The organism is Mycolicibacterium sp. 624 (assembly GCF_040548615.1).
Lineage (GTDB): Bacteria > Actinomycetota > Actinomycetes > Mycobacteriales > Mycobacteriaceae > Mycobacterium.
This window is the reverse complement of record NZ_JBEPRZ010000010.1, coordinates 24,703-47,235: the sequence shown is the minus strand read 5'-3', so window position 1 is coordinate 47,235 and position 22,533 is coordinate 24,703. Positions and strand designations below refer to the sequence as shown.

At 66.2% G+C, this 22,533-nt stretch carries 25 protein-coding genes; 16 read left to right on the top strand and 9 right to left on the bottom strand.

From position 1 onward, the window contains the following. Positions 1 to 2: 2 nt before the first annotated feature. Genes ABIA65_RS30510 through ABIA65_RS30490 form a run of 5 tightly spaced genes read right to left on the bottom strand, consistent with a single transcriptional unit; the run spans position 3 to position 4,499 of the window. The gene (locus tag ABIA65_RS30510) at positions 3 to 1,136 is read right to left on the bottom strand and encodes an acyl-CoA dehydrogenase family protein (RefSeq protein ID WP_354525897.1); all 1,134 of its coding nucleotides are present in this window, start codon (positions 1,134 to 1,136) and stop codon (positions 3 to 5) included. Next, entirely contained in the window at positions 1,133 to 1,585 is a 453-nt protein-coding gene (locus ABIA65_RS30505) for a nuclear transport factor 2 family protein (RefSeq protein WP_241404188.1), read from the bottom strand. The genes ABIA65_RS30510 and ABIA65_RS30505 overlap by 4 nt, the downstream gene beginning before the upstream one ends. Further along, complete coding sequence (locus tag ABIA65_RS30500; protein ID WP_241405559.1) at positions 1,569 to 2,825, bottom strand: metal-dependent hydrolase family protein; 1,257 nt, start codon at positions 2,823 to 2,825, stop codon at positions 1,569 to 1,571. The genes ABIA65_RS30505 and ABIA65_RS30500 overlap by 17 nt, the downstream gene beginning before the upstream one ends. Positions 2,826 to 2,827: 2 nt before the next feature. Continuing rightward, positions 2,828 to 3,166, bottom strand: coding sequence for a hypothetical protein (locus tag ABIA65_RS30495; RefSeq protein ID WP_241404189.1), 339 nt, complete (start codon positions 3,164 to 3,166; stop codon positions 2,828 to 2,830). Next, positions 3,159 to 4,499: an aromatic ring-hydroxylating oxygenase subunit alpha gene (locus ABIA65_RS30490; RefSeq protein ID WP_354525896.1), complete on the bottom strand. Its 1,341-nt coding sequence runs from the start codon at positions 4,497 to 4,499 to the stop codon at positions 3,159 to 3,161. The genes ABIA65_RS30495 and ABIA65_RS30490 overlap by 8 nt, the downstream gene beginning before the upstream one ends. Positions 4,500 to 4,855: 356 nt before the next feature. Between ABIA65_RS30490 and ABIA65_RS30485 the strand changes: the two genes are divergently transcribed. The 9 genes from ABIA65_RS30485 to ABIA65_RS30445 all read left to right on the top strand — a co-directional run bounded on the left by ABIA65_RS30485 (position 4,856) and on the right by ABIA65_RS30445 (position 14,100). Further along, a complete protein-coding gene (locus ABIA65_RS30485) occupies positions 4,856 to 6,148 on the top strand; it encodes an amidohydrolase family protein (protein WP_354525895.1) in 1,293 nt (430 codons plus the stop codon). Positions 6,149 to 6,273: 125 nt separating this feature from the next. Next, on the top strand, positions 6,274 to 7,452 hold the full coding sequence (locus ABIA65_RS30480) for an acyl-CoA dehydrogenase family protein (protein ID WP_241405560.1): 1,179 nt from the start codon (positions 6,274 to 6,276) through the stop codon (positions 7,450 to 7,452). A 15-nt stretch (positions 7,453 to 7,467) separates the two neighbouring features. Then, positions 7,468 to 8,232, top strand: coding sequence for an SDR family NAD(P)-dependent oxidoreductase (locus ABIA65_RS30475; protein ID WP_354525894.1), 765 nt, complete (start codon positions 7,468 to 7,470; stop codon positions 8,230 to 8,232). Between the two features lie 20 nt (positions 8,233 to 8,252). Next, positions 8,253 to 9,482 carry a CaiB/BaiF CoA transferase family protein gene (locus ABIA65_RS30470; protein WP_354525893.1) on the top strand — a complete coding sequence of 410 codons (1,230 nt, stop codon included), beginning with the start codon at positions 8,253 to 8,255 and terminating at the stop codon, positions 9,480 to 9,482. Then, entirely contained in the window at positions 9,479 to 10,372 is an 894-nt protein-coding gene (locus ABIA65_RS30465) for an enoyl-CoA hydratase/isomerase family protein (RefSeq protein WP_354525892.1), read from the top strand. The genes ABIA65_RS30470 and ABIA65_RS30465 overlap by 4 nt, the downstream gene beginning before the upstream one ends. Further along, complete coding sequence (locus ABIA65_RS30460; RefSeq protein WP_354525891.1) at positions 10,372 to 11,517, top strand: thiolase family protein; 1,146 nt, start codon at positions 10,372 to 10,374, stop codon at positions 11,515 to 11,517. Before ABIA65_RS30465 ends, ABIA65_RS30460 begins: the two co-directional genes overlap by 1 nt. 31 nt (positions 11,518 to 11,548) lie before the next feature. Beyond that, positions 11,549 to 12,697 carry an acyl-CoA dehydrogenase family protein gene (locus ABIA65_RS30455; RefSeq protein WP_241404196.1) on the top strand — a complete coding sequence of 383 codons (1,149 nt, stop codon included), beginning with the start codon at positions 11,549 to 11,551 and terminating at the stop codon, positions 12,695 to 12,697. Positions 12,698 to 12,910: 213 nt separating this feature from the next. Next, positions 12,911 to 13,594: a TetR/AcrR family transcriptional regulator gene (locus ABIA65_RS30450; protein WP_354526018.1), complete on the top strand. Its 684-nt coding sequence runs from the start codon at positions 12,911 to 12,913 to the stop codon at positions 13,592 to 13,594. Then, positions 13,591 to 14,100 (top strand): hypothetical protein, encoded by a 510-nt coding sequence (locus ABIA65_RS30445; protein ID WP_241404197.1) that lies wholly within the window; start codon positions 13,591 to 13,593, stop codon positions 14,098 to 14,100. Before ABIA65_RS30450 ends, ABIA65_RS30445 begins: the two co-directional genes overlap by 4 nt. A 13-nt stretch (positions 14,101 to 14,113) precedes the next feature. Here ABIA65_RS30445 and ABIA65_RS30440 read toward each other — a convergent pair whose 3' ends face one another. The 4 genes from ABIA65_RS30440 to ABIA65_RS30425 are packed head-to-tail and all read right to left on the bottom strand — an operon-like array spanning position 14,114 to position 18,132. After that, on the bottom strand, positions 14,114 to 15,124 hold the full coding sequence (locus ABIA65_RS30440) for an NADPH:quinone oxidoreductase family protein (RefSeq protein ID WP_354525890.1): 1,011 nt from the start codon (positions 15,122 to 15,124) through the stop codon (positions 14,114 to 14,116). A gap of 4 nt (positions 15,125 to 15,128) precedes the next feature. Then, a complete protein-coding gene (locus ABIA65_RS30435) occupies positions 15,129 to 16,115 on the bottom strand; it encodes a phosphotransferase family protein (RefSeq protein ID WP_371747088.1) in 987 nt (328 codons plus the stop codon). Positions 16,116 to 16,153: 38 nt separating this feature from the next. Continuing rightward, entirely contained in the window at positions 16,154 to 17,452 is a 1,299-nt protein-coding gene (locus ABIA65_RS30430; protein WP_354525889.1) for an acyl-CoA dehydrogenase family protein, read from the bottom strand. A 20-nt stretch (positions 17,453 to 17,472) separates the two neighbouring features. Next, complete coding sequence (locus ABIA65_RS30425) at positions 17,473 to 18,132, bottom strand: TetR/AcrR family transcriptional regulator (protein WP_354525888.1); 660 nt, start codon at positions 18,130 to 18,132, stop codon at positions 17,473 to 17,475. 204 nt (positions 18,133 to 18,336) lie between these two features. Between ABIA65_RS30425 and ABIA65_RS30420 the strand changes: the two genes are divergently transcribed. From ABIA65_RS30420 to ABIA65_RS30390, 7 genes are read left to right on the top strand one after another with little or no spacing between them, the layout of a single operon-like run. Next, complete coding sequence (locus ABIA65_RS30420; protein WP_354526017.1) at positions 18,337 to 18,771, top strand: MTB12 C-terminal domain-containing protein; 435 nt, start codon at positions 18,337 to 18,339, stop codon at positions 18,769 to 18,771. A gap of 7 nt (positions 18,772 to 18,778) precedes the next feature. Continuing rightward, positions 18,779 to 19,492: an ABC transporter ATP-binding protein gene (locus ABIA65_RS30415; RefSeq protein WP_354525887.1), complete on the top strand. Its 714-nt coding sequence runs from the start codon at positions 18,779 to 18,781 to the stop codon at positions 19,490 to 19,492. After that, the gene (locus ABIA65_RS30410; protein WP_354525886.1) at positions 19,489 to 20,283 is read left to right on the top strand and encodes an ABC transporter permease; all 795 of its coding nucleotides are present in this window, start codon (positions 19,489 to 19,491) and stop codon (positions 20,281 to 20,283) included. Before ABIA65_RS30415 ends, ABIA65_RS30410 begins: the two co-directional genes overlap by 4 nt. Continuing rightward, on the top strand, positions 20,280 to 21,110 hold the full coding sequence (locus tag ABIA65_RS30405) for a class I SAM-dependent methyltransferase (RefSeq protein ID WP_241404204.1): 831 nt from the start codon (positions 20,280 to 20,282) through the stop codon (positions 21,108 to 21,110). The genes ABIA65_RS30410 and ABIA65_RS30405 overlap by 4 nt, the downstream gene beginning before the upstream one ends. Beyond that, positions 21,107 to 21,430 carry a cupin domain-containing protein gene (locus ABIA65_RS30400; protein WP_354525885.1) on the top strand — a complete coding sequence of 108 codons (324 nt, stop codon included), beginning with the start codon at positions 21,107 to 21,109 and terminating at the stop codon, positions 21,428 to 21,430. Before ABIA65_RS30405 ends, ABIA65_RS30400 begins: the two co-directional genes overlap by 4 nt. Before the next feature lie 37 nt (positions 21,431 to 21,467). Next, the gene (locus tag ABIA65_RS30395) at positions 21,468 to 22,196 is read left to right on the top strand and encodes a helix-turn-helix transcriptional regulator (RefSeq protein ID WP_354525884.1); all 729 of its coding nucleotides are present in this window, start codon (positions 21,468 to 21,470) and stop codon (positions 22,194 to 22,196) included. Continuing rightward, on the top strand, positions 22,193 to 22,378 hold the full coding sequence (locus ABIA65_RS30390; RefSeq protein ID WP_354525883.1) for a hypothetical protein: 186 nt from the start codon (positions 22,193 to 22,195) through the stop codon (positions 22,376 to 22,378). Before ABIA65_RS30395 ends, ABIA65_RS30390 begins: the two co-directional genes overlap by 4 nt. The last annotated feature ends 155 nt before the right edge of the window (positions 22,379 to 22,533 follow it).

Sequence of the window (22,533 nt, the reverse complement as noted above, 5' to 3'; positions counted from 1 at the left end):
GATCACTCCTTGCCGAGGTCGAGCAGCCGGCGGGCGATGATGTTGCGCTGCACTTCGGCGGTGCCTCCGTAGATGGTGGCCGCCCGCGAGTACAGGTACTCAGTGCGCCAGGCGGTTTCGTCCAGCTCGATCGCCCCCGGAAGCAGATCGCGTGCGGTGTCGTAGAGCTGTTGTTCGGCGCCCGCCAGCAGCACCTTGTCGATCGACGTCTCGGCACCCAGCTTCTGGCCGTCGGCCAGCCGATGCTGGGTGGCTCGGGACCGGCAGCGCAGCGTGTGCAGTGCCAGATACGCAGCACCCATCTCAGCGTCCGCGGCCTGACCGACGCCTGCGACCTCGTCGATCAACGCGTCGAACCTGTGGTACAGGTGGGCGATTCGTTGCCAGAAGCATGTCGAGCGCTCGTAGGGCAGCAGGTCCATCGCGAGCTGCCAGCCGTCGCCGGGGTTCCCGAGCATGCGATCGGCAGGCACGACCACATCGTCGAAGTAGACCTCGCAGAACTCGTCGACGCCGTGCATCGTCCGCAGTGGGCGGACGTCGATGCCGGGGCTGTCCATGTCGACGAAGAAGGCCGTGATGCCGGCATGACCGGGCCCGGTACGCGTCAGCAGGACGCAGCGAGTTGCGTACTGCGCGAAGCTAGTCCAGACCTTCTGGCCGTTGACGACCCAGTCCGTGCCGCGCGGTTCGGCGCGGGTCGTTAGCGATGCCAGATCGCTGCCGGAGCCGGGTTCTGAGAAGCCCTGACACCAGGTCTCCCTACCGGACAGCAGCAGCGGCACCATCTCCGCCGCGAGTTCGGGACGGGCATAGTCGATCATCGTCGGGGTCAGAACCTCGAGCATCGAGTACGGTCCGGGATCGTCGAGCCCGCGACCCACGACCTCCTCGCCGACGATCGCGCGCAGGATCATCGGGCCGCCGAGGCCGCCCGCGGATTCGGGCCAGCCCCAACGCATCCAGCCGGCGTCGTACAACTCCCTCAACACACGCGAGTGCTGTGCGTGATGGGCGTCGAGCGAGTGGTCGCCGGGCGGCGGGGTCAGGTCGTGGCTCTGCAGCCACTCGACGAACTGCGACCGGAACTCGTCGACGGTCGCGAACGCGGTGCCGGCCGTCAGGTCGTCGGTCATCCCGCCTCCGGCCGCCCGATCGCGTGCGGACGACCGGAGTCATGCTCGCCGCTGCGCCGGATGAAGGTCATGGCGCGCGTCTTGAGCCGCCACCCGTCATCGGTGCGGACGTAGGTGTCTCGGTAGTAGCCGATGCGCATGTCGTGCTTGGAGTGCTCGATGAAGCACAACGGCTGCGTCCCGGTCGCGGTGTCAGGATCGTCGCCGCTGAGGTCGACGAGCGACGTGCCGGTCATGAACAATCCGCTGGGCGCCGCCGCCACCAACTCGGGGAAGCGAGCCAGCGTGTACGTCGACCCGAAGGCGCTGTACGTGCCGTCCGGGGTGAACACCTCGATGAGACCCTCGACGTCGCCCTGGGTGATGGTGACCGCGTATTTGGCGAGGAGCTGCTGGATCTCGACCAGGTCGTCGGTGCGGCGGGGGCGCCGGTTAGTTGACTGCGTCATGTCGGTAGACCTTACCGCCCTTCATTACAAAATTGACATGCTGTGTAACGCTGATGTCCTGCAGGGGATCGCCGGGGACGGCGATGATGTCCGCCACTTGACCCTCGGCCAGACGGCCGCGGTCAGTGACGTTGATCAGGTCCGCGGCGACCACGGTGGCCGCACGCAGGACCGCCGCGGGTGGCATGCCCCAGTCGACCAGCGTGACCAGCTCATCCGCGTTCCTCCCGTGCGGGATGGCGGGCGCGTCGGTCCCGACCGCGATCTTCACCCCGGCCTCATACGCCGCCTTGATCGACGTGCGTGCCTTCGGAAACATCTCGGCGGCCTTGGCCTGCAACTCCGGCGGAGCCTTCGAGACGTCCATGTACTCGGCGAGGCGTCTGGTCGTCACCAGGAAGCGGTCGTTGTCCACCAGCATCTGGATGGCCTCGTCGTCCATCAGGAAACCGTGCTCTATGCAGTCGATTCCGCACGCGATGGCGTGCTTGACCGCCTCGGCGCCGTGGGTGTGCGCCGCGACGCGCAACCCGCGTCGGTGCGCCTCGTCAACGATGACGCGCAGTTCCTCGTCCGAATAGTGTTGCGCACCAGCTTCACCCGTCAGCGACATGACGCCGCCCGAGCAGCACACCTTGATCAGTTGTGCGCCGTGCTTGATCTGGTAGCGCACCGCCTTCCGGATCTCGTCGACGCCATTGGCGATGCCCTCCTCGAGGGTCAACTCCAGCACGCCCGGCATGAAACCGGCGAACATCGTGGGGTCCAGATGCCCGCCCGTGGGGGTGATCGCGTGCCCGGCGGGCACAATGCGCGGCCCCTCGATCAAGCCGGCGTCGATTGCCCTGCCCAGTGCCACGTCGAGCAGGTAGCCGCCGGTCTTGACGAACAGACCCAGGTTGCGGACGGTGGTGAAGCCGGCGCGCAGCGTGCGACGGGCATTGCCCACCGCGCGCAGCACGCGGGTCGGGGGATCGTCCTGCACCTGAGACAGGCCGGGGTTCTCCCCGCGCCCGCCCATGAGCAGGTTGACCTCCATGTCCATCAGGCCGGGCAGCAGGATCGCGTCGCCCAGATCGATGACCTGTGAGCTGTCGTCTTCCGCGCCTTCACCAACGGTGCCTGATGTGTCGGCTCCGCCGACGCTGACAATGCGGTCTCCGTCGACACGGACAATGCCGGGGCGAACGATCGCCCCGGCATCGACGTCGAGTAGACCCGCAGCTTTGAGGGTCAGCACCTTCAGACCACCGGCTCCCTGGTGATGCTGACCCATGCCGCACCGCTGTCGAGCACACGCGGTTGCTTCCAGGCCTCCACCGGGAAGCTGACCATCACCACCGACTGCATCAGGTGCATCAGGTTCTTGGCATCCGCGGGCATGTCATGCAGCGGGAAGCGGGCATCCAGGTACACCATGACCTCCTCGAGCCGGGCCATGCCGACGTCGTAGAGATCCTGCATCTCGTCCATGCTCGATGCCAGCCGCTTGGCGTAGCGCTCCGGTTCGGTCGGCAGGATCCAGTCGCTGAAGCGCTCCAGGTCGGCGAATTCAGCTGGCAGCCTCTTGGTTTCAGACATGTGCCCCGTCCTTCTCATTCTGAGCGGTCTTCGCCCTCCCATTGGTGGCGGCCTTCTCGGCTTGGGCCGCTTTGTACTCATCCACGTACTTGTGCGCGGTGTGATGCAGGTGGCGCAGCAGGACCTCCTGGTCGCACAGGGGGAACTCGGTGACCGCCCGGGTGCCGATCTGGGTCTGGGTGGCCTCCAGCGTGTTGGCGTCCTGCAGTGCGTACTCCTTGAAGGTCACCGCGGCCAGTTCCTGGCTCAGTCGCTGCCGGGTGTTCTTCGGTGGCACGAAGTAGAGGTTGGCCTCGAAGATGTGACTGTCCACGCCCGTCGGCCAGTAGTTGTAGGTCAGGTACCAGCCCGGAACCCACAGCAGCAGAGTCCAGTTGGGGAAGAACTCGAAGCTGTCCTGGCCCCAGGTGGGCTGGCGGGCCGGGTTCACGGCCGGCGGCAACTCGTCGGGCAGGATGCCCTTGATGTCGGGGCGGTCCCACGGGCCGAACAGGCCACTGTGCAGGATCCGCTCGATGGGCTTGACCATGTTGAGGTCCTTGGGCGGTGACATGCCACCCCAGGACGAGATCATCGAGTGATCGCCCTTGATGTCGTAGTGCAGCGCCTCGAAGCCGACCTTGGCGAGCTTCTCGGCCTCCTCCTTGGTCGCCTGCTTCATGTGCAGGATCGGCGCGTGGTAGAACTCAATGAACGCGTCGATGAACAGCTTCCAGTTCGCCTTGATCTCCGCCTTGTAGCTGTAGACCTCGGTCATCTCATGGAACGGGTAGCCCTCCAGGCCCTTGCCGAAGTCACCCATCGAGTCGACCAGCGGCTGGGCGTCATCGTCGAAGTTGACGAAGATGAAGCCCTCCCACACCTCGCAGCGGACTGGCTTGAGCGGGTAGTCGGCCTTGTCGACGTCGAAGAACTCCTGCTCCTGCTGGATGAACGTCAGATCACCGTTCTGGGCGTAGCGCCAGGCGTGGTACTTGCAGGTGAACTGGCGGCAGCTGCCCGAGACCTCCTCGCCCGGGTAGTCGTTCCAGACCAGCTTGTTACCGCGGTGCCGGCACAGGTTGTAAAAGGCGCGGATGGCGCCTTCCTTGTCCTTGTTGATGATGATCGAGGTGCCCGTGCCCACCGACGGCATCTCGCGGGTGAAGTAGCTGCCGGCCTTGGGCAGCCGCTCGACGCGGCCGACATGCAGCCAGGTCTTGCGGAAGATGGCTTGCTGCTCGAGCTTCCAGTGCTCGGGGTCAATGGAGTCGGTGTAGTCGATCGGAGCGGTGCCGAGTTCGGGCCAATGCTCGGTCCAGCTGCCCTCAGCGGGTTTCGGGAAGTGTGCCACTTCTACTGCCTCTCCTGGTGTTCGGTGTCATGTTCGGTTCGTGGATGGCCGGCGGGCGGTGCTGGCTTGTGGGTACGAGGTCCGTGACGGGCCACGCGTGCGGACATCCCACTTCCTCTCGGGTACGAGAATCAGGTTCTCATATTTGATCAATAGATTTCCACTCTTCGGCGAGATGGTCAATGGGAGGGCCGTGTTGTGGCTGCCCGTGGGCGCCTTCGTGGAGGTGAAACTGCGGGGTCAGCAGGCTGACAGGCGTTATCAGATGTTGATTCTCGTATCGTGAGAAGCTAGTTTTCCTAGAAAGCGAACATGCCTCGAGGACAAGCCCCTGGGCCAATGTGGAGGGAGCGGTCGTGAACAAAGACGACATGATCTTGATCAGTGTGGATGACCACATCGTGGAACCGCCGGACATGTTCAAGAACCATCTGCCGGCGAAGTACCGCGATGAGGCGCCGCGTTTGGTGCACAACGCCGATGGTTCGGACACCTGGCAGTTCCGCGACATCGTGATCCCGAACGTGGCCCTCAACGCGGTGGCCGGTCGCCCCAAGGAGGAGTACGGCCTGGAGCCGCAGGGTCTGGATGAGATCCGGCCGGGCTGTTATCAGGTCGACGAGCGGGTCAAGGACATGAACGCCGGCGGCATCCTGGGATCGATGTGCTTCCCATCGTTTCCGGGGTTCGCGGGTCGGTTGTTCGCTACGGAGGACTCGGACTTCTCGCTGGCGTTGGTGCAGGCCTACAACGACTGGCACGTCGAGGAGTGGTGCGGTGCCTATCCCGCGCGCTTCATCCCGATGACGTTGCCGGTCATCTGGGATGCCCAGTTGTGTGCCGATGAGGTGCGCCGCAACGCCAAGCGCGGGGTGCACTCGTTGACGTTCACCGAGAATCCGGCGGCGATGGGATATCCGTCGTTCCACGATGACTACTGGACGCCGCTCTGGGAGGCGCTGGTGGACACCGAGACCGTTCTCAACGTGCACATCGGGTCCTCGGGCCGGTTGGCGATCACCGCGCCCGATGCGCCGATGGACGTGATGATCACGTTGCAGCCGATGAACATCGTGCAGGCCGCGGCCGATCTGCTGTGGTCGGCGCCCATCAAGAAGTACCCGACGCTCAAGATCGCGTTGAGCGAGGGCGGCACCGGGTGGATCCCCTACTTCCTGGAGCGAGTCGACCGCACCTACGAGATGCACTCGACCTGGACCCATCAGGACTTCGGCGGGAAGCTGCCCTCGGAGGTGTTCCGTGAGCACTTCCTGACCTGCTTCATCGCCGACCCGGTCGGGGTGACGCTGCGCGATCAGATCGGTGTGGACAACATCTGCTGGGAGGCCGACTACCCGCACAGTGACTCGATGTGGCCCGGCGCGCCCGAGCAGCTAGACGACGTGCTCAAGGCCAACGACGTGTCCGATGCCGACATCAACAAGATGACCTATGAGAACGCCATGCGCTGGTATCACTGGGACCCCTTCGCCCACATTCCCAAGGACCAGGCCACCGTCGGCGCCCTGCGCAAATCCGCAGAGGGGCACGATGTCTCGATCCAGGCGCTCTCCAAACACGACCACGGCACCGCCAGCTTCGCGGCCTTCGCCGCCAATGCGAAAGAGCTGACGGGCAACAAGGACTGATCTCCATCGCGGGCAAGTCGGTGCGGACCTCGGTTATGGCGTCCGCATCGACTGGCCCACGCGACCGCTGCTATACATAGCTTATCGATGTTTTTCGAGTTGAGGAGGGCGCCGTGTCCGGCGGGATGAACTTCGAGCTGACCGAGGATCAGGAACTGATCCGAAGATCCGTGGCGGAACTGTCGGCGAAGTTCGACGACCACTACTGGATGGACAAGGACCAGAACCACGAGTTTCCTCGGGAGTTCTACGACGCCATCGCATCTGGGGGCTGGCTCGGGATGACCATTCCCGAGGAGTACGGCGGACACGGTCTCGGCATCACCGAGGCGACGATCCTGGCCGAGGAGGTGGCACGGTCGGGCGGCGGGATGAATGCGGCCAGCGCGATTCACATGTCCATCTTCGGTATGCAGCCGGTCGTCGTGTTCGGGTCCGACGAGATGAAGGCGGCCACCCTTCCTCGAATCGTCAACGGCGACCTGCACGTGTGCTTCGGTGTCACCGAACCCGGTGCGGGACTGGATACTTCGCGCATCTCCACCTTCGCCAAGCGTAGTAGCGGCCATTCCGCCGATTACTACACTGTCAACGGTCGCAAGGTATGGATCTCCAAGGCGCTCGAGTCCGAGAAGATCCTGCTGTTGACCCGCACAACGCCGTATGACGAGGTGACGAAGAAGACCGATGGCCTGTCGCTGTTTCTGACCGATCTCAATCGCGACCACGTCGACATCAGGCCGATCAAGAAGATGGGCCGCAACGCCGTCTCGTCCAATGAGTTGTTCATCGACGACCTCCGGATCCCAGTCGAGGACCGGATCGGCGAGGAGGGCAAGGGTTTCAGCTACATTCTGCACGGGCTCAACCCGGAACGAATGTTGATCGCCGCCGAGGCGCTCGGCATCGGCCGGGTCTCGCTGGACCGGGCGGTGAAGTACGCCAACGAACGTGTCGTGTTCGACCGGCCGATCGGCATGAACCAGGGAATCCAGTTTCCGCTGGCCGACTCGCTGGCCCGCCTCGATGCCGCAGAGCTGATCCTGCGGAAGGCCACCTGGCTCTACGACAACGGCAAGTCCTGCGGCCGCGAGGCCAACATGGCCAAGTACCTGTGCGCGGATGCTGGATTCGACGCCGCCGACCGCGCGCTGCAGACACATGGCGGGATGGGATATTCGGAGGAGTACAACATCTCCCGGTTCTTCCGCGAGTCACGCTTGATGAAGATCGCGCCGGTGAGCCAGGAGATGATCCTCAACTTCCTCGGCTCACACGTGCTGGGCCTTCCCCGTAGTTACTGAGATGGAGCGCTACCGATGAGTGGATACTTCGACCTGACCGGCCGTTCGGCGATGGTCACCGGCGCGGGCGCGAATGGGGGAATCGGTGCGGCTGTCGCCACTGCTCTCGCCCAGGCCGGTGCGGCCGTCCTGGTCACCGATATCAACGGTGACGCAGCGGCCTCGGTTGCCGAGGGTATCCGCGCCGAGGGAGGCAAGGCCGAGTCCTGCGCGCTGGATGTCGGTGACCGCGCCGCGGCCGACGCCGCGGCGGCGCAGGCGGCGGGACTGGCTGGAGGAGCTCTGCACATCCTGGTCAACAACGCCGGGGTGACGAAGCCTGCGATGTTCCCCAAGCTGACCGACGAGACGTTTCGGCTGACGTTCGACGTGCACGTGATGGGCACCTTCCACTGCACCCAGGCCGCGCTGCCCTACATTCCCACCGACGGCACGGGCCGCGTCATCAATGTGACGTCCTCGGCCGGGATCACCGGAACCCTGGGGCAGGTCAACTACTCGGCCGCCAAGGCGGGTCTCATCGGCTTCACGAAATCGCTGGCCCGTGAACTCGCCGCCAAGAACATTCTGGTGAATGCCCTTGCGCCGCTGGCAGCCACGCCGATGACCGAGACCATCCGCACCAACGAGAAGTTCGCGGCGAACATGATGACGCGAATCCCGTTGAAGCGCTGGGCGGAACCATCGGAGGTGGCGGGAGCGTTCGTGTTCCTCGCCTCGGATGCCGCCTCCTACATCACGGGTCAGGTGCTGCCGGTTGACGGCGGCATGGTGATGTGATGCCGGCGGGCAGGAGCGCTATGACCGGGGGATCAAGCACAGCCCCTCTGGCGGGGATCACGATCGTCGCCATGGAGCAGGCCGTGGCCGCGCCGATGTGCACACGGGTGCTCGCCGACTTCGGGGCCCGCGTCATCAAGGTGGAGAACCCAAGAGGTGGGGACTTCGCCCGCGACTATGACGACGTGGTGAACGGTCCCGGCGGGCTGGCGGCCCACTTCGTGTGGTGCAACCGTGGCAAGGAGTCAGTCACGATCAACACGAAATCGGCTGCCGGGATGGATGTGCTGCACCGACTGCTCGACCGCGCCGACGCGTTCGTGTCCAACCTCGCGCCCGGTGCGACGGCGCGGCTGGGGATTTCGGCTGCCGATCTTGCGGTCCGGCATCCCGATGTCATCCCGGTCGAGATCGACGGATACGGACCTGGCGGCCCGATATCGCACAAGCGTGCATATGACCTACTCGTTCAGGCCGAGGCGGGATCGTGTGCCGTCACCGGATATCCCGACATGCCCGCCAAACCAGGGCCTGCGATGGCCGACTTCTCCACCGGGCTCTATGCCGCAATCTCGATTCTGGCGCTGCTCGTCGGGCGCGGTGGCCGGCCCGAGGGCGCGACGGCACCGGCGGTGGAGCTGAGCCTGTTCGACGTCATGACCGATGTCATGGGCTACGCATTGACCTACACCCAGCACACTGGAATCAACCAGCAGCCGCTCGGGGTGAGCTCACCGGCGGTCGCGCCATACGGCGCCTTTCCCACCCGCGACGGACAGACCGTCGTGCTCGGCACCACCAACGATCGTGAGTGGCAGCGGGTGGCCAGGGACATCATCGAGCGGCCCGACCTGGCCGAGGACCCCCGATTCAGCACCAACTCCGATCGATGTGCGCACCGGGGCGTGCTCGACGACGCCATCGGAACATGGTGTGCCCAGCACGATCTCGCACACATCCAGAAGGTCGCCGACGATGCCGGAATCGGCAACTCCCGCTACAACCTGCCCAGCGAGGTCGTGGTGCACCCGCAGCTGACCGCTCGGGATCGCTGGCGCACGGTCGGCACGTCGAAGGGTGAGATCTCCGCACTTCGGCCGCCGCCGGTGATCAGTGATTACGAACCGCCCATGGGTGCGGTACCCGGGCTGGGCGAGCACACCGACGCGGTGCTGGCCGAACTCGGCCTCGCCGCCGACGAGATCGCGGCGCTGCGTTCCGAGGGTGCGATCGGGCCGGTCTACTCATGACCGATTCCTCCTCGCGTCCGGAGAAGACCGATTCCCCCTCGCGTCCGGAGAAGACTGCGGCGCTGCTGACAGACGACCGGGACGGTGTGCGCACCCTGACGTTGAACCGGCCCGAGCGCAAGAACGCGCTCAACGCGGCGCTGTGGGTCGAGTTGGCCGACGCGTTGCGCGCCGCCAAGCGGGCGACCGGTATTCGCGCACTCGTGCTCACCGGGGCGGGTGGCGCGTTCTGCTCGGGTGCCGACATCTCGACACCCGAGGACATTCATCCGCGCTACAAGCTGGACCGGCTGACCGACGTCGCATTGGCCCTGCACGAACTCGCGATCCCCACCGTGGCCAAGGTGACCGGCATCGCCGTCGGCGCCGGCTGGAATCTGGCGCTGGGCTGCGACCTGGTGGTGGCGACCCCCGAATCGCGGTTCTGTCAGATCTTCGCCAAGCGAGGTCTGTCGGTTGACCTCGGCGGATCGTGGCTGCTGCCCAAGCTGGTCGGGCTACAGCAGGCGAAGCGACTGGTGTTGCTCGCCGACATGATCGATGCCTCTGAGGCGCACCGCCTCGGGCTGGTCACCTGGGTGACGCCGAGCGACGAGATCGACGCGTTCGTCGACGATCTCGCGGCGCGACTCGCCGCGGGACCGACGTTCGCGCTGGCGCAGAGCAAGGCGCTGCTCAACGACGGTGTCAACGCCACACTGCGCGAGGCGCTGGCGAACGAGGCTCGGGCCCAGCCGGGGAATTTCGCGACGACAGACTCTGCGGAGGCCTACGCGGCGTTCGCAGCGAAACGGAATGTGGAGTTCACTGGCCGGTGGGCGGTATCGCCGGCCAGGGGGCAGGAACGGACCGACTCGGGGGATGAGTCGGACAGATCGGAGCAGAGGTAATGCGGGAGACCGTCATCGTCGGTGCCGTGCGCACGCCCGTGGGCAAGCGCAACGGCGGCCTGTCCAACCAGCACGCGGCCGACCTCTCGGCAATCGTGCTCAACGAACTCGCCGAGCGCACCGGCGTCGACCCCGACATCGTCGACGACGTCGTGTGGGGGTGTGTGTCTCAGGTCGGGGACCAGTCGAGCAATATCGGCCGCTTTGCGGTGCTGGCCGCGGGATGGCCCGAGCGCATTCCCGGCACCACGGTGAACCGTGCGTGTGGATCGAGCCAGCAGGCGCTCGACTTCGCCGTGCATGCCGTGATGTCCGGTCAGCAGGACGTGGTGGTCGCCGGCGGCGTGGAGGTCATGAGCCGGGTGCCGTTGGGCTCCGCACGCTCCACCGGAATGCCCTACGGGCCCAAGGTTCTCGCTCGCTACGACGACTTCTCCTTCAACCAGGGCATCTCCGCGGAGATGATCGCGCAGAAGTGGAACCTCTCGCGCACCCGCCTCGACGAGTACTCGGCGCAGTCGCACGCCCGGGCGGCCGCCGCCCAGGACGCGGGTGCGTTCAAGGATCAGATCGTCCCCGTCTTCACTGACGACGGAGTGGTGACCAAGGACGAGGGCATCCGCCGCGGGACGACCGTCGAGAAGCTCGCCGGCCTCAAACCCGCCTTCACCGACGACGGGGTCATCCACGCCGGGAACTCGTCGCAGATCTCCGATGGGGCGGCGGCGCTTATGGTCATGACGGCCGAGAACGCGGTGGCGCTGGGGCTCACCCCGCTGGCGCGTTACCGGGCCGGCGCGGTCGTCGGCGCGGACCCGAGGCTGATGCTGACCGCACCCATCCCGGCGACCGAGAAGGTGCTGCACAAGGCGGGCCTGGACCTGTCCGAGATCGGCGTCTACGAGGTCAATGAGGCGTTCGCGCCGGTGCCGTTGGCCTGGCTTGCCGAGACCGGTGGCGATGAGAGCAGGCTCAACCCCCTCGGCGGCGCGATCGCGCTCGGTCACCCGCTCGGCGGATCCGGTGCGGTCCTGATGACGCGGATGCTTCACCACATGCGGGACAACGGAATTCGCTACGGATTGCAGACCATGTGCGAGGGCGGCGGCACGGCCAACGCCACCGTCGTGGAACTGCTTCCGTAGACCCGCACCCCGAATCGAAAGAGGACGCGTGATGCGCCGAGATCTGTTCACCGAGGACCACGAGGCATTCCGCGGGCTGGCCCGGGACTTCGTCGAGAAGGAGATCGTCCCGAACTACCCGGCCTGGGAGAAGGGCGGTCGCATGCCCCGTGAGGCCTTCAAGCAGATGGGCGCACTGGGCATGCTCGGCATGGCGATCCCGGAGGAGTACGGCGGCGGTGGCATGCCCGACTACCGGTACAACGTGGTGCTGCAGGAGGAGGCTGCCCGCGCTCTGGTGACCCTGTCGACGGTGCGCACCCAGCTCGAGGTGATCCTGCCGTACTTCCTGCACTACGCGAACGCCGAGCAGCGTCAGCGCTGGTTCCCCGGGCTGGCCGACGGCACGCTGCTCACCGCGGTGGCGATGACCGAACCGGGCACCGGCTCGGACCTCGCCGGTGTGCGCACCACCGCCGTCAGGGACGGTGATCACTTCGTCGTCAACGGTGCCAAGACGTTCATCACCGGCGGCATGCAGGCAGACCTCGTCGTCGTCGTCGCCCGCACCTCCAGCGACCCCGACAACCGGCGCAAGGGTCTGACTCTGCTCGTTGTCGAGGACGGGATGCCCGGTTTCACCCGTGGCCGCGAACTCGAGAAGATGGGCTGCAAGGTGCAGGACACCGCGGAGCTGTCCTTTGTCGACGTCCGGGTGCCCATGGCAAACGTGCTGGGGGAGGAGGGCGAGGCGTTCGGCTACCTCGGCCACAACCTGGCGCAGGAGCGGCTCACGGTGGCCGTCGGATCGGTGGCCCAGGCGCGCTCGGCGATCGGCGCAGCCATCGAGTACACGCAGAGCCGCAAGGCCTTCGGCACGCCCGTGGCGTCATTCCAGAACACCAAGTTCGAACTCGCCGCCTGCTCGACCGAGGTCGAGGCCGCCCAGGCAATGCTGGACCGCGCCGTCACGCTGCACGTTGACGGAGAGCTCTCCGGCGCAGACGCCGCACGGGTCAAGCTGTTCTGCACCGAGATGCAGGCCCGAGTCATCGACCGCTGCCTGCAGCTATTCGGCGGCTACGGCTACATGATGGAGTACCCGATCGCCCGGCTGTACACCGACGCCCGCGTGGCGCGGATCTACGCCGGCACCAGCGAGGTCATGAAGGTGATCATCGCGAAATCGCTCGGCCTCTAGCCCCGCCCTCCCGCGATTTCGGCGCGAAAACGCTCGCTCAGCGATCGTTTCCGCGCCGAAATCGCGCTGGTTTCGCCCCGTGAGCTGGGCTGGTGACGGTCGCCACGAAATAGATGCGCTGAGACCCTTGTCACACGCGCCAAACCTACCTACTGTGTGTTCACTAGGTTGGTTTGGCGAAGGGGTTCCGTGTCCGCAGTGGAGTCGAAGGATCTGTCCGATCCTCGCGCAAGCGCTCGTCAGGAGCCGTCCGATCCTCGCGCAAGCGCTCGTCCGTACGCCACGTTGCTCGCGAAGGGTGATGACCGCAAGCAGCGGATCCTGGCGATCGCCGAGCGCCTGGTAATTCGCAACGGCTGGCGCAACACGTCGCTGGCTCAGATCGCCAAGGAGGCCGGGGTCAGCCCGGCGGGTCTGCTGCACCACTTCGAATCCAAGGAACAACTCCTCAACGCGGTGCTCGACGCCCGCGATACCGATGACGACATCCACGCCGACCGCACCGGGGATCTGATCACCGAGATCTGCCGGGTGGCCGAGCGCTTCAATCGCGCGCCGGAACTGCTCGGCACATTCACCGTGCTCCTGATCGAGAACATCGATCCGGACGCACCGCTGCACGATCGCCTGCTCAAGCGTCAGCAGGCGGCCGTCGATATCGTCGCGGACCTCATCCGCGCAGGTCAGGCCCGTGGGCGTTACCGCGCGGACCTTGACCCGGCCGTCAAGGCCATTGAGATTCTGGCATTCGTCAACGGAATGGAGACCGCATGGCTTCTCGATCCTTCGATACCTCTGAACGACGTGTTCAAGGGGTACGCCGAGACACTGGACCGCGACTTCACGCCGCAGACAGCCCGCGAGCAGAGCGCGGATCTCAACCGGAACTCGACGTGAGATATCGCCTCGACGTCGTCGCGGCCAACGTGCCCGAGGTGGTCAAGTACGCGGGCGGCTGGCTCGTCGACCGCGTGATGGCCGGCTGGGACGTCACCGTCCTGATCGACTCGAACGAGGACCTCCGCGCGCTGGAGATCCTCGGCGTGGAGACCCAGGACCTGGAGTCGGCGCTCACCCTGTGGGCCGACCGTCCGCATCCGCAGACCGTTGCGGTGGCCGCCGATCTGTTCGCCTCTGACGCGCGGGTCCGCAAGGGTGTGCTCAGTGCGCTGGAACACGGTATGACCGAGGTGACGCTGTGGGGCGAGAGCTGGCCCGAGGAACTCGATGCCACGGTGGGTTCGGTACAGCACAAGTTGAGCGCGGCAGCCCGTGCGTTCAAGGCTCAGGCGCTGGCGGCGACCGACAATCAGGAGGCGTTCGATGTCGGGCGGGCCGAGTCGTTCCGCTGCGGTGTCACCACCGTCCCATCGGTGGCCGCGGACCTGGTCCCGGCCAGCTGAGCGGTTGGCGGCGTCAGCCCATGCCGCCGACGTCGATCAGGACCTTGCCCACGGCCCGTCCGTCGGCGACGTGCCGTAACGCCTTCGCGGTGTCCACGAGCGGGTAGACCGCGCCGACGTGCGGTGTCGCGCGACCCGACCGCAGCAGGTCACGCAGCTCGGTCTCGTTGCGAGTGAACTCGGCCGGTGGCACATCCTGGAACTGGAAGCCCAGGAGGTGAACTCCCTTCACCAGCACCAGGTTCAAGGGGATCCGGGGAATGTCGCCCGAGGCATAGCCGATGGTGACGAATCGGCCGCCGCGACGCAGTGAGCGCAACGCGGGCTCCGACAGTGCCCCTCCGACCGGATCGAGCACGGCGTGGCACCCATCGGGTAACGCGCTGCGCAACGCGTCGCGCAGGTCACCGTCGCTGGATTCACTCCCCGGTCGCTGCGCTCCTGCCCGCCGGTGGTTCACGAGGTTGACGGCCCCGAGTTGGCGTGCGACGGCCAGCTTCTCGGGCGTCGAAGCCACCGCCGTGACCCTGGCGCCGAGTGCGACGCCCAGCTGAACCGCGGCCAGACCGACGCCACCGCCGGCGCCCAGGACCACGATGTCGTCACCGGCGCCGATGAGCGCGACCGACCGCAGGCAGTGATAGGCGGTGCGGTGGCCCACCCCGAACGCGGCCGCCGTGCCAGCGTCCACGCCCTCGGGAATTCGCGCCAGGCCTGCGGCGGCCGTCGCCACCTGCTCGGCGAACGCACCGAACAGTCCGGTGCCGGTGACTCGGTCGCCAACCATGAAACCGTCTGTCTCCCCGCATGTCTCGGAGATGATCCCGGCGAACTCGCTACCGGGCACGAACGGTGGCGGCACGCTGATCTGGTACTTGTCGGCGACCAGGAGAACGTCGGGGAAGTTGACCGCTGCCGCCTGGACGCGCACCAATGCCTGACCCGGTTCCAGGATCGGCGTGGCGCGCTCCTCGATCCGGACCACCTCCGGAGGCCCGTAGGACGGGCACACCGCAGCACGCACCGGGTCAACCTCTGTAGTCGGTGGACTCGGCGAGTTCGGCGGCCGAGGCCATCAGGTCGGTGACCACCGGCCCGAACGCCAGCAGCTTCTCGTCGTCACCGGCACGCTGAAAGCCCTGCTCCAACACGATCGCCAGCTTCCACTTCGCCAGCACCAGGTAGTAGTCCAAGTCGTCCACCTGGCGGCCGGACACCTCGGCATAGTGCGCGACGACCTGGTCGCGGGAGGGCATTCCGCGCATGTCGACATAGCTCATCGCGGCGTCGTCGGAATCGCTGGACGGCCAGGACTGCACCATCCACCCGAGGTCGAGTTTCGGGTCGCCGACGGTGCCCATCTCCCAGTCCACCAGTGCGGCGAGCCGAGCCGGTGCACCGTGCTGGTACATGACGTTTGCGAACTGGTAGTCACCGTGCATCAATCCGGGGATGAAATCGAGCGGACCGTGGGCCTTGAGCCAGCCGGTGGCGACCTCCAACCCGGGCAGATCGCGTCCCTTGATCCGATCGAGGAAGCCGGTCCACCGGGCCACCTGCCGTTCGTGGAACCCGTCCGGTCGCCCGAGGTCGGACAGTCCCTTGGCCTTCCAATCGACCTTCGACAGCAGTGCGATGCCCTCGGCCAGTTGATAACTCAGGCCTGGCCGGGTACTCAGATCACTGTTGAACGGTTCGGGCCACACGGCGTGCTGATCCATGGGAGACCAACCGTCGACGAAGCCCATGAGGTAGAACGGCCGACCCAGAACGTCCGCGTCGTCGCACACGCCGATGGCCTTGGTGTGCGGCACATCCGTGCCGTCGAGTGCCTCGATGATGCGCCACTCCCGCAGGATGCCCCGGTCTCGGTCCGAGGGTGCATCGGGCGGTGGCATGCGGATGACACAGCGTGCGTCGCCGCGCGTCAGTTCATAGATCACGTTCTGGGTGCCACCGGACAGGAAGCGTGCCCGCAGGGGTTCGCCCCTGCCCGGTAGATCGGTGCCGTCCATCCAGGCGGCCAGCCGGGTGGTGTCGATAGCGGGTTCGCTCACTGGTTGCCCGCCTCGAGTTCGAGGTACTCGGCGAAGCGTTCCCGCGCGGCGTCCCGCTTGCGGGGCAGCCATTCGGACGGCCAGATGTCCTCGCTGGGCTTGTAGCCACGCAGCACCTGTTTGGCGACCGTGACCTTGTGCACCTCGGTGGGTCCGTCGGCCAGTCCCATCACGGCCGCGCCGGTGACCATGCCGAGGAACGGCATCTCGTTGGTGACACCCAGAGCGCCGTGGACTTGCATTGCGCGCCAGGCGATGTCATGCAGCACGGTCGGCATGACGACCTTGACCGCCGCGATGTCCTTGCGCACCCTCTTGTAGTCGTTGTACTTGTCGATCTCCCACGCGGTGTGGAGCACCATCAGCCGGAACTGCTTGAGCTGGGCGTAGGAGTCGGCGATGTAGGACTGCACGGTCTGCTTGTCCGACAGCAGGCTGCCCGCGGTCTCGCGGCTCAGCACGCGCTCGCACATCATGTCGATGGCCTTCTGGGCCAGGCCTATGGTGCGCATCGCGTGGTGGATGCGGCCACCGCCGAGCCGGGTCTGCGCGATGACGAACGCCTGGCCCTCGCCGCCGAGCAAGGCTGAGTTCGGCACCCGCACATTGTCGTAGTGGATGAGCGCGTGGCTGCCCTCGTTCTCGCGCTCGCCGTACAACCCGACGTTGCGAACGATGTTCACCCCCGGGGTGTCGGTGGGTAGCAGGAACATCGACATGCCCTGATACGCGCTGACGTCGGGGTTGGTCACCACCATCACGATCAGGAACGCGGCGGTGTTGGCGTTGGAGGAGAAGTACTTCCAGCCGTTGATGACCCAGTCGTCACCATCGCGCACGGCGCTGGTCGTGAACTGCGTTGGGTCCGCGCCGCCCTGGGGTTCGGTCATCGAGTAGCTCGAGAACAGTTCGCCGTCGAGTAGCGGGCGCAGGTAGGTCTCCTTCTGCTCGGGCGTGCCGTAGTGCGCGATGATCTCGGCGTTGCCGGTGTCGGGGGCCTGGCAGCCAAAGATGATGGGTGCCCATTGCGATCGGCCGATGACCTCGTTGAGCAGTGCCAGCTTCAGCTGGCCATAACCCTGCCCGCCAAGGTCAGGTCCGAGATGCGTGGCCCACAAACCCTTCTCGCGCACCTGCTGCTTGAGGGGGTCGACAACCTTGCGTCGCGTCTCGGTCAGCGGGGTGAACTGCAGATGGGGCCAGATCAGGTCGAGCGGCTCGACCTCGTCGCGCACGAATGCGTCCGCCCAGTCGAGCAGTTCCTGGTATTGCGGATCGGTCTCGAAGTCCCACATTTCGGCCTCCTTGGCAGGGATCAGGGTGTGGTGCGTCGGTGTGCGTAGCCGTCGATGAGCGTGGTGATGTCGTCGGTGACGACGTCGGCGAATGAGCGCTCTCCGAATGTGCCTGCGGCCCAGTGTCGTGCGCCCTCGCTGACGAAGGTCTGGGCCAAGTACGCCAGATGCGCGACGTTGACGTGGTCGGGGAGCTTGCCGTCGGCCTTGGCCTTTGTGAACAGCTCGCTGAACATATCGTCCTCGAGATCGGAGGGCGTGCCCTCGGCGATGAGGCGGTGCTCGACGCGGTAGCCCTCGAGGATCGCCTCGATGATCAGCTCACGGGGGTTGCGGCTCATCGACTTCTCCAACGTCGTCATGGCAGCGCCGATGACGGTGGCGATCTCGTAGGGCTTGTCGAGCATGTCGTGGATGGTGCGGTGCGCCGACTGCGTCGACATGACGCCCACCTCGAAGAGCACGTCCTCCTTGCGGGGGAAGTAGAAGTAGAACAGCGCCTTGGAGACTCCCGCCGCGGTGCAGATGTCGGCGACGGTGGTGGTGGCATATCCCTTGGTGCGCCACAGTGCCATCGCGGCCTGGACCAGCATCCGTTTGGTCTCACGTGAGTTCGCCCGCTGGAAGGTCGCCCTACGCTGACCACGGTCAGGCGAGGTCGAATTCGTGGGCCTAGCCATATACGCAAAGTAACAGGGGATTGTCGGGCTGTCACTAGTCGACTCGCGTCTAACTAATGGCCAGGGCGGGGCGCCCCGGACGTAGGTCTTGTAAGGCACGGCTAACCTATCTATATTTACCGGAGAAATATCCTCTAAATTAAGGGCTGGCTGGTGCCTCGACTCTTCAGCGTCGTGAACGGCGCAGTGCTCACGTCTGTGGTTGTGTTCGGAGTGTTCTCGGCGTCGCCTGCGCAGGCCGATGACCCGCCCGCGCATGCCGAGGACTTCGCCATCACCTCGGAGGTCCCCACGCTCGAGGAGCTCAGCGCGCAGATCGCCCTGCTGGTCGCCTCGCCCGCCCAGGACCACGTGAAGGCCGCGCAATTGGAGGGTGGTTCGCGTGCGGCGGTCGTGCCGAAGATGGTCTACCGCATCGGATTCTTCCGTCCACCAAAGGGTTCGAGCGTGGTCACCGGACCCGAAACGCATGAGGAGGGCCGCCACACCGCCATCATCAACGCCAGTCGAGCGGGTCGGCCGACGATCCTGATCGAGGCGGAGTGGCGCTACCTCGACGGGCGCTGGAAACTCGCGAGCAAGTCGTTGTGCAATGGCATCAAGACCCTCGGCCTGCCCATCCCGTGCAACTTCGAATGAGCCACTGGTGATCCACGTCGAGGGAGTCTCGAAGAGCTTCGGCCGGTGCCGCGCCGTCGGCGATGTGACCCTGTCCATCCCCGCGGGCACGGTCACGGGACTGCTGGGACTCAACGGTGCGGGCAAGTCCACCCTGCTGCGGCTCATCGCGGGGCTGGATACCCCCGACCGCGGCACGGTGACGATCGACGGCCTGCGTCTGCGGGACGTGCGCGACCCAAATCGCCTGGTGGGTTCGCACTTCGGGCCCGGTCCGCTGGACACCCGCCACACTGTGGTGCGCCACCTGCGGTGGCTGGCCGCCCTTGGCGGTCTCGACGCGGGGCGCGTCGACACGGTTCTCGCGATGGCCAACATGACCGCCCTGAGCAACCACCGCATCGCCGCGCTGTCGCTGGGTGCGCGGCAGCGGCTCGCGATCGCAGGCGCATTGCTCGGCGACCCCGACGTGCTGGTACTCGACGAGCCCGTGAACGGCCTCGATGTGCCGGCCATCGTCTGGCTGCGGCACCTGTTGCGCGACTTGGCCTCTCGCGGTCGAAGCGTCGTCATCGCCAGTCACCTACTTGCCGAGGTGGTCCTCACCGCCGACCGCGTGGTCATCATGTCCGCCGGCCAGATCGCTGTCGACGGCTCGCTGGCCGACGTCGTGCCCTTCGGGTCCGATCCGCGCGAACACCTCGAGCAGCAACTCGCCAGCGGCGTCGGAGTCGCGTCATGACCGTGCCGACGCATGTTCTCCGCAGCGTGCGCGCCGAGTCCATCCGCACCGGCGGACGCGGTCCGCTGTGGACCATTCTGATCCCGGCGGCCTGCCTCGTTCCGGCTGTCATCACCTTCACGATCGCCATCGTCGCCGAGTACTTCGCGCGCATCCCCGGCCAGGCCTACGTCCAGCAGGTCGCGACATCCAATGCCACCTACTGGGTCGTCACGGTCACCGTCGTGATGGCGGCGACCGCTGCGGCGTACGGGCGAAGCAGTGAATCTCAGTGGGGAGCAGGCGCCTTCGTAAAGGCCGCGCTGCCTCGCACCTGGACTGCCGACGCGGGTAAGTGGCTCTTCTACGGGTTGCTCGCAGCGTTCGCCGCGGCGGTGATGGTGGCAGTGGTGCTCATTGCCCTGCCGATGGTGTCGCCGCTGGTCTACGGCGAGGTGTCCATCGCCGACCCCGTCGGCCGCAGGCTGCTGGTGACCGTGCCGATCCTCGCGTTCTTCGCCGCCGGGTTCGGCATCGGTGTCGGGGCCATCACCCGCAGCCCGGCAGCCGCCGTGGGTGCGGTGCTGTTGTGGGTCTACGTCATCGAGACCGCCGTGGGCTACATCCCCGGCGGCATCTCCACGCAACGCTTCATGCCGTTCCTGAACGGTGTGTACGGCACGGGACAGGACATCATTTTGGCCCCACCGTGGGGTCCCGACGCGGGATTGGCCTATGCCTGTGCCGTGTTCGCCATCATGTTCGCGGGAGGCCTGTGCGCCGCCCGCCTGAAGAGAGGGGTCACCTCGTGACCGACCAGGAAAGCATTCCCCTGAGCAGTCGATCGGACGCCGACGTACCTGGCCACTGGCTGCTGGCGCGGCTGGGCAAGCGCGTGCTGAGGCCTGGCGGGGTCGAACTGACGGCTCGTCTGTTGTCCGCGGCCAAAGTGGCCGGCTCAGATGTCGTCGAACTCGGTCCGGGGCTCGGCAGGACGGCCAACGACATTAGTGCCCTGGGGCCGAAGTCCTATGTCGGAGTGGACGACAGCTCTGCGTCCTCTCCACTGCTACGCGATGTGGTCGCCCGCACGGGTGGCCGCACCGTCGCCGCCGACGCCGCCGAGACCGGACTGGACGATGCGAGTGCGGACGTCGTCGTGGGCGAGGCCATGCTCACCATGCAGGGGGAGAACGCCAAGCGCGCGATCGTCGCGGAGGCCTTCCGTGTGCTGCGGCCTGGGGGCCGCTACGCCATCCACGAACTCGGCCTGACCCCCGACACGCTGCCGCAAGACACCAAGGACGCCATCAGGCGCGATCTCGCCCGGTCGATCAAGGTGAATGCGCGCCCGCTGACAGCCCAGGAGTGGACCGCGCTGCTGACCGAGGCCGGATTCGAGGTCACCTCGGTGCAACTCGCGCCCATGGCACTGTTGCGGCCCGCGCGCGTGCTGGCCGACGAAGGTCTGCTGGGTACCCTGCGCATCGCCGGAAATGTGCTCAGGCGGCCCGCGGCCCGCAAGCGGGTGCTGGCCATGCGTGGCACGTTCGGACGGTATCGGGAGGCGTTGACCGCCGTTGCGCTCGTCGGCACGGTGCCGCAGGAGGGTTCAGGACGGGACACGGTGACGCGATGACGGGTCGGCTGCACTTCCAGAGCAGTGCTGATCACCTGCCGCCACCCGACGCAACCGAGCGTCAGATCGCCAGCAAGATGGTGTACTCCTCACCCGAGGTCAAGGTGGTCAATCTCGCGTTCGTCGAGGGTGCGCTGCTGGCCGACCACTCCAGTCAGCACCCGATCCTGGTGCAGGTTCTCTCCGGTGACGTGGAGTTCACGTGCGCAGGCGAGATCACCCGGATAGGGGCCGGGGGGCTGATGTCGGTGGACGGCGGCGCCGTTCACGCCGTTCGCGCGATCGCACCGACATCGCTGACGGTCACGTTCCTGCTCTGACCGCCCACGCGGGTGCGATCGCACCCGACGTGCGACGATGGAGTATCTGTCACAGCCGCAGGACGGGGGAGTTCAGTTGCCCGCCACCGAAGTACACGCCGACGCCAGCGGTTCCTCTGACCGTGCCGTGGGACACCAGCGTCAGCGGGTATTGAGTGTGCTTCGCACGGCGGAGGAGCCCGTCGACGCTCACCACGTCGCCGATGCGCTGAACATCCATGTCACCACGGCACGCTTCCATCTGGGCACGTTGGAGTCGCAAGGGGTCATCCGGCGTGGTGGCGCGACGGCGGGTCGCGTCGGCCGGCCACGCCTGACTTACGAGCTGGCACCCCGCCTGGACTATGCCGACATCGTGGCGCTCTTCGCGACACACCTTGGCGGCACGCCGGAGGAACGTGAGGCCCGCGCATTGCGGATCGGTGCGGACCTGGCCCGCCGGGTGCGCCTGACCGAGACGTGCCGGGAGTCGTCGATCACCGACCTCGTCGTCGCTGCGCTGACAGCACTCGGTTTCCAGATTCGATCCGTGGTGAACGCGTTCGGAGAGCTGACGGTGCAGATCTGTACCTGTCCGCTCGCCGAGATCGCCGCCGATGCTCCGGAGGTGGTGCGCGGTATTCAGCAGGGTCTGATACAGGAGGTCATCGACAGCAACGCCGATCTGCTGGACAGGCCCTACGTCGCGGTCGTGCGGCCTGACCCGACGAACGGCGCGTGTGAGGTCAGCCTGGTGTTGCGTCCGGGAGCCCGTTCGGCGGTGTGAGCCCACTGCGGATCGCGGCACTGACTCTCGGCGTGCTCGCCCTCGTGGCGGGCGGCTTGCAGATCTGGGCATACGTCGCGACGGGCTTCCCGCGCCACCTTGTTGTCGGCTCGTTCGCGGTGGCGGTGGGCCTGTGCGTGACGGGCGCCGCGGTGGGGGCGGTCCTACGGGGTCGGCGTTGACGCCGATTGGAGAATCGCGTTCTCCACGTCGAGCAGTCTGTGGCGTCCGCGCGCGCATTGAGCGAGGCGATTAGGCGGCTGCCTTCGTTGACGTCGAAGCAGCGCTATGGAAATGTAATGCTCAACAATGAGAGCCACGTTCTCATTGGCATGTG